Raw genomic sequence first — 13,152 nt, forward strand, 5'->3', positions numbered from 1 at the left:
CCCAACTCGCTACTGACCAGCTGGGCGCAGGTGGATGACATCACCCGCGGAGTAGTACTCACCGCCGACGTTGATACGGCCGTCGTCCGCCACGCCCTCAACAGTGCCGGTCACATCGCCCGTCGGGGCTTCGAGGCGGACTTCCTGACCAATCGAAGAACAAACCTTGCGGTAATCAGCCATGAGCTGCGGATCCTGCTTCTCCCATTGGGTGATGCGGTGGCGCAGGTTCTTCAGCACGGTGATGGCCAGCTCGGTGCGGTCGGTATCAAGCCCCTCGAGCGCGAGAGAGGTTGCGGCCTCGATGGGCAGTTCCTCCCTCGTCAACGTCACGTTGATGCCCATGCCCACGACCACGCGGGCTGAGGGCGGATTAGCGGCCTCTGTCTTCGGGGCGATTTCGGCCTTATTCACTTCAGCTTTGTTGATTTCAGCTTTGTTGATCTCTGCCTTGTTGACTTCTGTCTTGGAGACCTCCGTCTTCGGAGCAGACTTGAAGGCCTCACCCACCGGACCGGCCTCCGCGAGGATGCCGCAGAGCTTCTTGCCGTCGATCTGCACGTCATTCGGCCACTTGAGTACCGCTCCCTCGACGGTATCCGTCACGGCCAAACCTGCGGCTAGAGGCAGGGTGCCCAAGTGGTCGAGCGAATCCGGAAGGATGAGCACGGAGAAAATGAGCTGGGATCCAGCCGGACTCACCCACTGACGGCCCAAGCGGCCTTTGCCGGACACCTGCTCGTTGGCGAGCAGCACGGTGCCATCGGCAACCTTCTCCGCCTCCATGAGATCGGTGTTGGTCGAGCCAGTGGACTCGGTGTAATCGATGACGGAAAAATCACCGTCGAGAGCTTCGCGGATGCGGTCAAGATTTAGAGCTGTCATACTGCCAACCCTACCCGCCGTTAGTACTCGACCACGCGCACTGTGTCCGCAGCGAGTGCTAGTGTATGTGCATGGCAAAGGTCACTTTTGAGAACGTCGGCATCACCTATCCCCGCGCCGAGAACCCCACGGTCAAAGACCTCAATCTCGAGATCGCGGATGGCGAGTTTCTAGTCCTCGTCGGCCCGTCCGGCTGCGGTAAGTCCACTACCCTGCGCGCCCTCGCAGGACTTGAACCGGTCTCCAGCGGCCGCATCCTCATCGATGGCAAAGACGTCACGGGGCTCGAGCCCGGCGAGCGCGATATCGCCATGGTCTTCCAGAACTACGCCCTCTACCCGCACCTCACCGTGGCCCAGAACATGGGCTTCGCCCTCAAGCTGGCCAAGATGCCCAAGGCTGAAATCAAAGCCAAGGTAGAGGAAGCCGCGAAGACTCTAGGGTTAACGGAGTACCTGGAGCGTAAGCCGAAGGATCTATCCGGTGGCCAGCGCCAGCGCGTCGCCATGGGCCGCGCCATCGTGCGCGAGCCCAAGGCATTCCTCATGGATGAGCCGCTATCTAACCTGGATGCCAAGCTGCGCGTGCAAACCCGTGCGGAGCTGGCCAGCCTCCAGCAGCGCCTCGGCACCACCACCGTCTACGTCACCCACGACCAGGTGGAGGCCATGACCATGGGAGACCGCGTCGCCGTGCTCAAGGACGGTGTCCTGCAGCAGGTTGCACCGCCGCGCGAGCTGTACGACTCCCCCGCTAACGAATTCGTCGCCGGCTTCATCGGCTCCCCCGCGATGAACATCTTTGACTACAACGGTGGCCGCGTTGGCGTTCGCCCAGAGAAGATGTTCATCAACAAGGGACCGGTGGGCTTCCAAGGCACCGTGGAATTCGTAGAAGAGCTAGGCTCCGAGTCCTTCGTCTACGTCATGGTGGGTGAGCAGCGCTTCGTTGCCCGCGCGAGCGATAACGTTCCACAGCGCGGGGACAACGTCGTCCTCACCTTCAACCCCCGGGAGGCGCACCGCTTCGATCCTGAAACCGGACAGCGCATCGAGGTTTAAGAAGAATCAGGGGTAGTTTTACCCCCATTTTGAGTGAATTAAACGTCAAAACCACGTGCACTGTGGGGGTGATCCCCTATTTTGAAGTCACCAGAAGTTTTCCGAAAGGTGAATACTCCATGAAGAAGCCGTTTCTCCCTAGCTCGCTGCGCTCTGTCCGCCGCGGCGTAGTCGTTACCACCGCTGCCCTTGCTCTGACCTTGGCGGGTTGCTCGTCGAGCGACGAGGGATCGTCGTCAAGCGCTGGCTCCGATGCCGCCTCGACGGATGGTGACGGCCGCGGCCCCATCACCTTTGCCATGGGCAAGAACGATACCGACAAGATCACGCCCATCATCGAGGCATGGAACGCCGAGCACCCAGATGAGAAGGTCGAGCTCAAGGAGCTCGCCGGCGAGGCCGACGCTCAGCGCGAGACCCTCGTGCAGTCCCTGCAGGCGGGCAACTCTGACTACGATGTCATGGCGCTGGACGTGGTCTGGACCGCGGACTTCGCCGCTAACCAGTGGCTGGCACCGTTGACCGGTGACCTCGAGGTGGATACCTCCGGACTGCTGGAGCCCACCGTGGAATCCGCCACCTACAACGACACTCTCTACGCGCTGCCGCAGAACACCAACGGCCAGCTGCTCTTCCGCAACACCGAGTTGGCGGACAAGGCTCCGGAGAAGTTCGACGACATCGCTTCTGCTTGTGAGGCCATCAAGGGTGATGCTTCCTGCCTGACCACCCAGCTCAAGCAGTACGAGGGTCTCACCGTGAACACCGCCGGCTTCATCGAGGGCTGGGGCGGCTCCATCCTGGATGACGAGGGCAACGTCGCCGTTGACTCGGACGAGGCGAAGGAAGGCCTGCAGGCGCTTGTCGACGCCTACGAGGACGGCACCATCTCCAAGGACTCCACCGCCACAACGGAGGAGGAGACCAACCTTGCTTTCACTGAGGGCAAGACCGCTTTTGCCATCAACTGGCCGTACATGTACACCAACGCCGAAGAGGCTGGCGTGAAGTTTGAGGTCCAGCCGCTGGTGGGCAAGGACGGCGTCGGTGTGTCTACCCTCGGTGGCTACAACAACGGCATCAATATCAACTCCGAGCACAAGGCTACGGCCCTGGACTTCATGAAGTTCATCATCAACGAGGAGAACCAGAAGTCCTTCGCCGAGGCTTCCTTCCCGCCGGTGCTGGCTTCCATCTACGACGATGACTCCTTGGTCGAGGAGTTCCCGTACCTGCCGGCTCTGAAGGAATCCCTGGAGAACGCCGCACCGCGTCCGGTCTCCCCGTTCTACACCGCCATCTCCAAGGCGGTGCAGGATAACGCCTACGCGGCACTGACCGCGGGCAAGTCCGTCGATGACGCCACGAAGGATATGAAGGCAGCCATCGAAGCCGCTTCGCAGGGTTAATTTCCCAGCGTGCATGGGGGCGCGAGTAAGTCCACGTGACTTGCCCGCGCCTCCTTCTGCGATCCGGGCTCTTTTCTCCCAGAGGAAGTCCGGGCTACCCGCTATGATTTCCCCAACCCCCGTTAAACCCCTTCTCCCCCTATGAATTAGAAAGGCAGGCACCGCATGGCTGGAGCACCGCCTACCGTGCAGCCCCGCAGACAGTACCTGCGTGTGGCCGCGCTCATCGCACCGGCGCTGATAGCGCTGGCTGTGGTCATCGGCTACCCCATTGTGCGCGCTGTGATGCTGTCCTTCCAGGGCAACAAACGGCTGAACCCGACTACGGGTGTGTTCGAGGAAGGCTCCTTCGCCGGCCTTGAGAACTACCTTTACTGGATTACCAATCGCTGCATGTCAGCCACTGGCCAGGCCACCGCGTGCCCTGACGGTGTCATCGCCACCGATTTCTGGCCGGCTGTGAAGATCACTCTCTTTTTCACCGTGGTCACGGTTGCCCTGGAGACCATCCTGGGCATGTTCATGGCGCTGGTGATGAACGGTGAGTACCGCGGTCGCGGCCTCGTGCGCGCGGCAGTGCTGGTTCCCTGGGCTATCCCCACCGCGGTGACCGCGAAGCTGTGGCAGTTCATGTTCGCGCCGGATGGCATCGTCAACGCGCTCGTCGGCACGCGCATCGCGTGGACCACAGACCCGTTCTATGCCCGTCTCGCGGTGATTATCGCCGACGTGTGGAAGACCGCCCCCTTCATGGCGTTGCTCATCCTGGCTGGTTTGCAGATGATTCCGCGCGATGTCTACGATGCCGCCCGCGTGGACGGCGCTTCGCGCATCCAAACCTTCTTCACCATCACCCTGCCGCTGGTACGCCCGGCGCTCATGGTGGCGATCCTCTTCCGCACGCTGGATGCACTGCGCATGTACGACCTGCCGGTCATCATGATCTCGGCCTCCTCCAACTCCCCGACAGCGACCATTTCCCAGCTCGTCGTGGAGGACATGCGCCAGGGCCACTTCAACTCGGCCTCCGCGTTGTCCACGCTCATCTTCCTGCTTATCTTCACCGTCGCGTTCATCTTGGTGCGCTTCCTCGGCGCTGATGTCTCCGGTACTGCCCGCCAGAAGAAGGAGAAGAAGTCATGAAAAAGATCGGCCATTACCTAGGCATCCTCTTCATCATGTTCTGGGGGCTCGCACCCTTCTATTGGATGGTCGTCACCGCCCTGCGGCACAAGTCCCATACCTTCGACACCACCCCGTGGCCCACGCATGTGACCCTCGATAATTTCCGGGATGCATTAGCCACGGACAAGGGCAATGACTTCCTCAATGCCTTAGGGAACTCTTTGCTCATCTCCCTGGCCACGACCGCGGTGGCGGTCCTCATCGGCGTGTTTACCGCCTATGCCTTGGCGCGCTATGACTTCCCGGGTAAGGGCGTTGTCACCGGCATCATTCTGGCCGCCTCGATGTTCCCGGCCATCGCGCTGGTAACCCCGCTATTCCAGCTCTTCGGCAACCTCGAATGGATCGGTACCTACCGCGCGATGATCATCCCGAATATCTCCTTCGCGCTGCCCCTGACGGTCTACACGCTGCTGAGCTTCTTCCGCCAGCTGCCCTGGGAACTGGAGGAGGCCGCTCGCGTGGACGGTGCTTCCCGCGGTCAGGCCTTCCGCCTGGTGCTCCTGCCCTTGGCTGCGCCGGCACTGTTTACTACGGCTATCATCGCCTTCATCACCACGTGGAACGAGTTCATGCTGGCCAAGCAGCTCTCCACCACCGCCACCGAGCCGGTGACCGTGGCCATCGCACGCTTCTCCGGCCCCTCAGCCTTCGAGTACCCCTACGCCGCCACCATGGCTGCGGGCGCGCTGGTGACTGTTCCGCTGATCATCATGGTGCTCATCTTCCAGCACCGCATCGTCGCCGGCCTCACCGCCGGAGGTGTTAAGGCCTAATGCGCCGCGCACTGCTGTGGGACACCGCGCTGGGATTCGTTGGCTTCTTCGCCTTCCTGGCGCTGGTGCAGGCAGTTCTCAATCTTTTTCACCCCTCCCCCGCCATCTGGCCGGGGCTCCTCGCGGGCGCGCTGTGCCTGGCGGAGTATCTGCTGTGGCGGGCTAAACGGAAGGATCTCCGATGAGCTGGCACGACAACGCCATTTTCTACCAAGCCCTCGTGGGCTCGTACAAGGACACCACCGGCGAAGGCGTGGGCACGCTGCGCGGGGTTATTGAGAAGCTTGACTACCTCAAGTGGCTTGGCGTTGACTGCCTGTGGCTTTCCCCGTTCTATGCTTCCCCGCTGCGCGATGACGGCTATGACATCGCCGATTACTACTCCATCCACCCTGACTACGGCACGATGGAGGACTTCGACGAGCTCGTCGCCGAGCTCCACGCGCGCGGCATGCGCCTCATGACGGATCTCGCGTTTAACCACACCTCTACCGATCACCCGTGGTTCCAAGCCTCCCGAACCGATCCGGAAGGGCCCTATGGGGACTATTATGTGTGGGGCGATGATCCCCTGCGCTACCCCGAGATCCGCATCATCTTCACCGATACGGAGACCTCGAATTGGGCATGGGACCCGGAGCGCAAGCAGTTTTACTTCCACCGCTTCTACTCCCACCAGCCGGACCTGAACTACGACAACCCGAAAGTCCACGAGGAAATTTTCAAGATCCTCTCCTTCTGGTTGGACAAGGGGGTGGATGGCTTCCGCCTCGATGCCATCGCCTACCTCTACGAACGCGATGGACTGGGCGGCGAGTCTCTGCCGGAGACGGTCGAATTTGTGGAGAAGGTCCGCGCCTTCATCAACGAGAACTACCCCGAGGCCATCATGATCGCGGAGGCCAACCAGCCACCGGTGGAAACCATGGAGTTCTACGGCACGGGCAACCGCTTCCACATGGTCTTCAACTTCCCAGTGATGCCGCGGCTTTACCAGGCGCTGGCGCTGGGTGATGCCACACCGGTCTACGACATCATGGCGGAGCTTCCGGAACTGCCCGAAGGCTGCCAGTGGGGAACCTTCCTGCGCAACCACGACGAGCTGACCCTAGAGATGGTCAACGCGGACCAGCGCGCGATCATGTACGAGCACTACCTGCCCGATGATCAGATGCGCGCCCACGTGGGCATCGCGCGGCGCCTTGCCCCGCTGCTGGGCAATGATTACCGCAAGATTGAGCTTTTTTATTCACTACTCATGACCCTGCCGGGCGCTCCCTTTCTGTACTACGGCGATGAGATTGGGATGAACGATGCCCCCGAGCTGCCTGACCGCGATGCTGTGCGCACGCCCATGCAGTGGGAGCCGGGCGAGGGTGCAGGCTTCACTACGTCCGCCCACCCGCGCCGGCCCATCGTCGGCGGCGTAGGGGTTTCGGTAGAGGAGCAGCTTGCCGACGATGACTCGCTCCTCCACCGCCTGCGCGGGCTGATCCAGCAGCGTAAGGCACATCCGGAGCTCGGTACCGCGCCCTTTGAGGCCGTAGAGACCGGCTATGCGGGCGTGCTGGGATTCCAGCGCGGTGAGTTGTTGTGCCTGCACAACTTCACGGATCAGACCGTCGACTTAGGCCCTGTGGAGCTGGGCCCCTATGGCTACGCTTGGCTGCCTGTAGAGGCCTAAAAGACACTTCGTAACTCACCTCACATTTCCCGCTAGGTTAACTAAAAGTTAACTCGCCGTGAATGAAAGCTAGCTTTTGGAGGATTTTACCTATATAGTTGGTTCAACCCCATGATGCGGACAGCCGCATCATTACGACAAGAAATAGAGAGGTGAGCCAAATGAATACCCTGACCGGATTCCTTTCCGCCATCACTAACGAATTCAAGAGTGCCACCGGAATCAACCTTGACACGGTGCACCCGGCGCCACTGGTGTCGCACATCGCTGAAGATCTGCTCAAGCACGGTCTCATCCCAGCCACCCACACGGACATCGAAGAGTCCTACGCCACACTTACGGGCACCTTCCCCAAGGAAGAGGATCTCGTAGATGCCGAACTCTTCCTCTACAGCCTCGGTTGGCTGGCAGACACCCCCGAATAAAACCACATAACCTAAGCCTCGCCCCCTTTTACGGGGCGAGGCTTTTTCATTGAGTCACCTTTCGACGCCCCTCACTACACACCCACTACACTGACCCACATGCACCCGACGCGCCGTATGCGAGGATTCCCTCACCTTTTACACCACCATTCACCTGCACAAACGTGAACTGTGAGAGAAATCACCCGCGTGCCGCTATACATTCCTATACAAAACTTCTCTACACTGTCGAAACATGACTATTTCCTCACATTTGTCGGAGCTTGACTCCCTGAGCGCCGACACCACCGCAGGCAAGATCGCTGAACTGAAGAGGCGTCGCGAAGCAGCGGCGCAGCCCATGGGCGAACAGGCCCACGAAAAGGTCCGCGCCCAGGGCCGCCTCACCGCCCGGGATCGCTTGGACTACCTCCTCGATGAAGGTTCCTTCGTCGAGACTGACATGCTCGCCGTGCACCGCACCACGGACTTCGGTATGGGCAAGAAGCGCCCGGTCACTGACGGCATCGTCACCGGCTGGGGCACCATCGACGGCCGCGAGGTCTGCATCTTCTCCCAGGACGGAACCGTCTTCGGAGGCGCCCTCGGCGAGGTCTACGGCGAGAAGATGATCAAGATCATGGAGCTGTCCATCACTACCGGTCGTCCACTCATCGGCCTGTACGAAGGCGCCGGCGCCCGCATCCAGGACGGTGCCGTCTCCCTGGACTGGATTGCCAAGACCTTCTACCAAAACGTCAAGGCCTCCGGCGTCGTCCCGCAGATCTCCGTCATCATGGGCGCCTGCGCCGGCGGCAACGCCTACTCCCCTGCGCTGACCGACTTCGTCGTGATGGTGGATGAGAAGTCCAAGATGTTCGTCACCGGGCCCGACGTCATCAAGACCGTCACCGGCGAGGAGATCTCCCAAGAGGAACTCGGCGGCGCCGGAGTCCACATGCACAAGTCGGGCACCTCGCACTACACCGCTTCTAGCGACGAGGAAGCACTGGATTGGGTCCACGACCTGCTGACCTACCTGCCTTCCAATAACCGCCAGCTGACACCGGCTGAGCCCTACGAGGAGCTGGGCGAAGAGACTGCCAATGACCTCCTGCTGGATGAAATCATCCCGGACTCCCCGAACCAGCCCTATGACGTCAAGGAAGTCATCGAAACCCTCACCGATGACGGCGATTACCTGGAGATCCAGGCTGATCGCGCCGATAACGTGGTGACCGCCTTCGGCCGCATCGAGGGCCAGACCGTGGGCTTTGTGGCCAACCAACCGCAGGTTTTCGCCGGCTGCCTCGACATTGATTCCTCCGAGAAGGCCGCCCGCTTCGTGCGCACCTGCGATGCCTTTAACATCCCGATCATCATGCTGGTCGACGTTCCCGGCTTCCTCCCCGGCGCCGATCAGGAACACGATGGCATCCTGCGCCGCGGCGCCAAGCTTCTCTACGCCTACGCCGAGGCCACGGTTCCGAAGATCACCGTCACCCTGCGCAAGGCCTACGGTGGTGCCTACTGCGTGATGGGTTCCAAGGGCCTCGGCGCGGACGTCAACCTGGCGTGGCCCACCGCCCAGATCGCCGTCATGGGCGCAGCCGGCGCCGTCGGCTTCATCTACCGCAAGGAGATCAAGGCAGCCCACGAAAAGGGCCTCGACGTGGCTGAGCTGACCAAGTCCTTCGAGCGCGAGTATGAAGACCACATGCTCAACCCGTATAAGGCAGCGGAGCGCGGGCTTATCGACGCCGTCATTCTCCCCTCCGAAACCCGCAGTGCAATTGCCAAAAACTTGCGCTTCTTCGCCGACAAGAACGTCGCGCGCCCGGCGCGTAAGCACGGCAACATCCCGCTCTAACGCGCACTCGGATCGGCACAGATTAGTACAGAAGACGCACTGTATTACACTAGTGTCCCATGACTGACTTGAAGACGACCGCTGGCAAGATCGAGGACCTCAGCGCCAAGCTCACCGAGTCCCGTGCGCCGCAGGGAGAGGTCCCTGCGGCTCGCAGCGCCATCGAGGCGCTCTTCGATGCCGGATCCTTCGTAGAGACCGACGCGCTTGCTCGCCACCGCTCCACCGAGTTCGGCCGCGAGCACGTCCGGCCCTACACCGACGGTGTCGTCACCGGTTTCGGCACCGTGGACGGCCGCAAGGTCTGCGCTTATGCGCAGGACGCCTCGCTGTTCGACGGCACCATGGGCGAGGTCTACGGCGAAAAGGTCACCAAGCTCTACGACCTCGCCATTAAGACCGGCGTGCCCATCGTCGCGCTCGTCGCCAGCGACAAGCCCCGCGCCCAGGAAGGCATCGTCTCCTCCGCCATGCAGGCCCGCATCCTGGCCCGCGCTACCACCGCTTCCGGCCTCATCCCGCAGGTCACGGCGGTCTACGCAGACTCGAAGGAGGCCTCGCTCGTAGCCGCGTTGTCCGATGTAGTCATCGCTCCGGACGGTGACCTGCAGGCGGACGGGGAGCACGAGGTGAGCGTCGCCAAGCGCGTGCTCTCCTACCTGCCTTCCAATAACCGTGCCGCCGCTCCCCGCACCGAGGCCACCATCGTGTCGGGTTCGGTGGAGGAGAACATCACCGACGCCGACCACGCCCTCGATACCCTCGTGGGCGATGACGGCGCCGTCGATCTCGCCGACGTGGTCACCGCCACCTGTGAGGATGTTTTCGAGCTCGGCGCCCAGGTGCGCGGTGTCTTCACCGGCTTCGGCCGCGTGGAGGGCCGCACGGTGGGCTTCATCGCCAACCGCGACACCCTCGACGCGGAAGCTGCCGCCAAGGCCGCGCGTTTCATCCGCCTCTGCGATGCCTTCAATACTCCCATCATCGAGTTCGTCGATACTCCGGCACTGGACGTGGAGAAGGCGGCGCTGGCCAAGCTGGTGCACGCCTACTCCGCGGCGAGCGTGGGCAAGATCAGCGTCATCGTCCGCCGCGCGCACGGTACCGGATACATCGCCTTCGGCTCCAAGGAGCTCGGCGCGGATCTGTCCTATGCGTGGCCGACGGCCGAGATCGCCGTGGCCGATGCCCCCGCACTGGCCTCCGAGCTAGAGCTGAGCGAGGAGGAGGCCGCCGCCTACCTGACCCCGTACCAGGCCGCTGAGCGCGGTCTCGTCGATTCCGTTATTACCCCGGCAGCCACGCGTGGCTCCCTCATTGAGGGCCTGCGCCTGCTGGATCGCAAGATTATTCCGACCCTGCCGAAGAAGCACGGCAATATCGTTTTGTAGAGGTGTCCAATGACCGCTTCCCTGTTTACCGTTCTGCGCGGCAACCCCACCGACGCTGAGGTGGCGGCCCTATCCACGGTGCTCAGCCAGCTCGACTCTGAGGCGCGCGCCAAGGCCGCCGATACCCGCTCTGAGCGCGACCTGTGGGGACAGCCGGGTGACGTATTCAACCCGTCCGCCTTCCGCAACGTCCGCTACTACTAAGCGCATGCGCCTGGTTCTGGCCTCCCAGTCCCCCTCCCGCCTGTCCATCCTGCGGGGTGCGGGCGTGGAACCCGTCATCGCCCCGGCTCACGTGGACGAGCGCGCCATCGAGGAGCGCCTGGCGGGTGCTGAGCCCGCCGAAATCGTCTGTGCCTTGGCTACTGCTAAGGCGGAGGCCATTGCTGCCGACTATCCCGAGGACGTCGTGGTGGGTGGGGATTCAATGCTGCTTCTCGACGGCTCCCTCCAAGGCAAACCCCACACCCCCGAGGCCACCGTGGAACGCTGGCACGCGCAGGCCGGGCGTACCGCGGAACTCATCACCGGACATTGCGTGCTCTACGGCGAGGAGCGCTTCGTTGAAGCCTCACGCACCACGGTGCACTTTGCCCAGGCCTCGGACGCCGATATCGAGGCCTACGCCCGCACCGGCGAGCCGCTGGAATGCGCCGGCGCCTTTACCTTGGAAGCCCTCGGCGGCTGGTTCATCGACCGCATTGAGGGCGATCCTTCCTCCGTCATCGGGCTTTCGCTGCCGGTGCTGCGCCGCGCGCTGTATTCCTTTGGGCTCAACGTTTCCGGCTTCTGGGTTTAATCAAACCTATTGACTGGATTTTTAATCACCGATATTATGTGATTCACATTTCACTGCATGCGAGAGAGCGGAATTAGATCCTGCAATCTACAGGTTTTAAATCGCTTCAGGAACTCGCACAGAGCTTAAGTAAGGAATTTGGAGTACACCATGTCCTCATTGCTGCATCAGTAATTTCTATTTGACACACCGCTGCTTTCGACGGGTCAATATTTCACCGCCGAGAGAATTGTCTACCTCGAAATTCCGACGCTGGGTTCATGCTGCGCGCATGAGTTTCCAGTCGCGGTTGTCAAAACATAGAGAGAACCGATGCAAGATCACAATACTACTGGTGGAAATTTTTGGACTATTGTACGCAAGAGTCATCCCGATTACTTACGGTGGTTCTTCGCCGACACAACAAGCGCTTTAGGCTCATCCCTCATTGCCATCCCTGTTTCACTTGCGAGCTTCTACCTCACTGGAAGTCTAAGCCAAGCAGGTCTCATCGGAGCAGCAAGCTCAGCTGGCTCCATGATCATGACCATCCCAGCCGGAATGATCATTGATCGCTTCGATAAGAAGAATCTGCTTCTCCTTTACGGCCTGAGTCAGATTGCTATCTGGTCTTCCTTTTCCCTACTCCTCTGCCTGGGTAAATTCGCCTTCATCTCCTTATTCTTCTTCAGCGTTTTTGCTGGGATGATTACAGGCACCTTCGGAGGGCTAACCAACGCCATTCTAAGATTCATCATCCCAGAGAATCTACTTGTCCAAGCACAGGGCCGTAACCAAACTCGAGACAACATTATCTGGATGGTCGGATTACCCTTGGGAGGCCTCCTTTACGGACTCGCCCCGGTTATTCCTTTTATTACGCAAGCCCTGTCAGGGCTTGGTCCCGTATATGCTTCAAGGAGCATCAATGCAAACCTAGGTGAAACAATCAGCGGCCCAAGATATTCATTTAAAGAGTTCTGGTCCGATAGCAAATATTCTTTGGCTTGGATTTGGAAATATCCGGTGCTCCGGGCAATTTTCAGCATCGATTTATGCTCGAATTTTGCCAATTTTTTCCTCATCGCGTCCATAGATCTATGGTTGGCCTATCTTAAAGTTGATGGCTGGATAATCGGCTTAACTTCAACCATGTTTACCCTAGGCATGATTGTTGGAGGATTTTTTCAGGACCACCTCATCAAGCGATTACCTGGAAGAAACATAATCCGAGCAACCATGCTCTGGGAATTAATGTGGTACATATTTCTTCTCGTGTTTTCCCATTATTGGCCGCTTATCGCAGTCGCAGCATTTTTCATCGTCATTCCCTCGATCGCATGTAACTCGTACTCTGGTGGACTACTTGCGTTATCTGCACCCCCTGAAAAGATAGGTAAGTGCTCGGCAGGAGCACGCCTAATGATGGGACTACTTCCAATCATCGCCTCCACCAGCGCAGGCGTTCTTCTTTCTGCAATTGGTTTTCAGGCAAGCATGGCACTATGTGTTCTGTGCTCGGTTATCTCTTGCTTGATAGTGGCGGGTTCAGTCTTACGCGCACTACCTAAAGCAACCGAGTTCAATTCCCTCCCAGTTCTCGAGTAACCCTTATGACGTATACGAACGCTTCAAAGCCTTCGCGGCGCCAGTCGGACCCCAGCCTTAGCCTCGACTAGTCGTATCCAAGCTCGCCCCCTCTGGTGGCC

General features: G+C 60.3%; 13 protein-coding genes. 12 read left to right on the forward strand and 1 reads right to left on the reverse strand.

Going from position 1 to position 13,152, the window contains the following annotated elements; genetic code table 11:
* Nucleotides 1–9: 9 nt before the first annotated feature.
* Nucleotides 10–885, reverse strand: coding sequence for a biotin--[acetyl-CoA-carboxylase] ligase (locus HMPREF2806_RS02440; RefSeq protein WP_070515991.1), 876 nt, complete (start codon nt 883–885; stop codon nt 10–12).
* Between the two features lie 71 nt (nt 886–956).
* On the opposite strand from HMPREF2806_RS02440, the gene HMPREF2806_RS02445 reads away from it, so the two are divergent.
* The 12 genes from HMPREF2806_RS02445 to HMPREF2806_RS02500 all read left to right on the forward strand — a co-directional run bounded on the left by HMPREF2806_RS02445 (nt 957) and on the right by HMPREF2806_RS02500 (nt 13,051).
* Nucleotides 957–1,946: an ABC transporter ATP-binding protein gene (locus HMPREF2806_RS02445; RefSeq protein WP_070515993.1), complete on the forward strand. Its 990-nt coding sequence runs from the start codon at nt 957–959 to the stop codon at nt 1,944–1,946.
* 119 nt (nt 1,947–2,065) lie between these two features.
* Entirely contained in the window at nt 2,066–3,355 is a 1,290-nt protein-coding gene (locus HMPREF2806_RS02450) for an ABC transporter substrate-binding protein (RefSeq protein ID WP_070515995.1), read from the forward strand.
* Nucleotides 3,356–3,520: 165 nt separating this feature from the next.
* Nucleotides 3,521–4,498 (forward strand): carbohydrate ABC transporter permease, encoded by a 978-nt coding sequence (locus HMPREF2806_RS02455; protein WP_070509492.1) that lies wholly within the window; start codon nt 3,521–3,523, stop codon nt 4,496–4,498.
* A complete protein-coding gene (locus tag HMPREF2806_RS02460; protein ID WP_049156365.1) occupies nt 4,495–5,316 on the forward strand; it encodes a carbohydrate ABC transporter permease in 822 nt (273 codons plus the stop codon). Before HMPREF2806_RS02455 ends, HMPREF2806_RS02460 begins: the two co-directional genes overlap by 4 nt.
* A complete protein-coding gene (locus HMPREF2806_RS02465; protein ID WP_049156366.1) occupies nt 5,316–5,501 on the forward strand; it encodes a hypothetical protein in 186 nt (61 codons plus the stop codon). The genes HMPREF2806_RS02460 and HMPREF2806_RS02465 overlap by 1 nt, the downstream gene beginning before the upstream one ends.
* Nucleotides 5,498–7,000: an alpha-amylase family protein gene (locus tag HMPREF2806_RS02470; RefSeq protein WP_070515996.1), complete on the forward strand. Its 1,503-nt coding sequence runs from the start codon at nt 5,498–5,500 to the stop codon at nt 6,998–7,000. Before HMPREF2806_RS02465 ends, HMPREF2806_RS02470 begins: the two co-directional genes overlap by 4 nt.
* A 161-nt stretch (nt 7,001–7,161) precedes the next feature.
* On the forward strand, nt 7,162–7,425 hold the full coding sequence (locus HMPREF2806_RS02475) for a hypothetical protein (RefSeq protein WP_046647021.1): 264 nt from the start codon (nt 7,162–7,164) through the stop codon (nt 7,423–7,425).
* A 235-nt stretch (nt 7,426–7,660) separates the two neighbouring features.
* Nucleotides 7,661–9,274 carry an acyl-CoA carboxylase subunit beta gene (locus HMPREF2806_RS02480; protein ID WP_046647022.1) on the forward strand — a complete coding sequence of 538 codons (1,614 nt, stop codon included), beginning with the start codon at nt 7,661–7,663 and terminating at the stop codon, nt 9,272–9,274.
* 59 nt (nt 9,275–9,333) lie between these two features.
* Entirely contained in the window at nt 9,334–10,665 is a 1,332-nt protein-coding gene (locus tag HMPREF2806_RS02485) for a carboxyl transferase domain-containing protein (RefSeq protein ID WP_070515999.1), read from the forward strand.
* A 9-nt stretch (nt 10,666–10,674) separates the two neighbouring features.
* Complete coding sequence (locus HMPREF2806_RS02490; protein ID WP_046647024.1) at nt 10,675–10,869, forward strand: acyl-CoA carboxylase subunit epsilon; 195 nt, start codon at nt 10,675–10,677, stop codon at nt 10,867–10,869.
* Nucleotides 10,870–10,873: 4 nt separating this feature from the next.
* Entirely contained in the window at nt 10,874–11,464 is a 591-nt protein-coding gene (locus HMPREF2806_RS02495; protein ID WP_070509489.1) for a Maf family protein, read from the forward strand.
* A 312-nt stretch (nt 11,465–11,776) separates the two neighbouring features.
* Nucleotides 11,777–13,051 carry an MFS transporter gene (locus HMPREF2806_RS02500; protein WP_070516001.1) on the forward strand — a complete coding sequence of 425 codons (1,275 nt, stop codon included), beginning with the start codon at nt 11,777–11,779 and terminating at the stop codon, nt 13,049–13,051.
* Nucleotides 13,052–13,152: the final 101 nt, after the last annotated feature.

Origin of the sequence: Corynebacterium sp. HMSC076G08 (genome assembly GCF_001811515.1) — a bacterium.
Lineage (GTDB): Bacteria > Actinomycetota > Actinomycetes > Mycobacteriales > Mycobacteriaceae > Corynebacterium > Corynebacterium hiratae.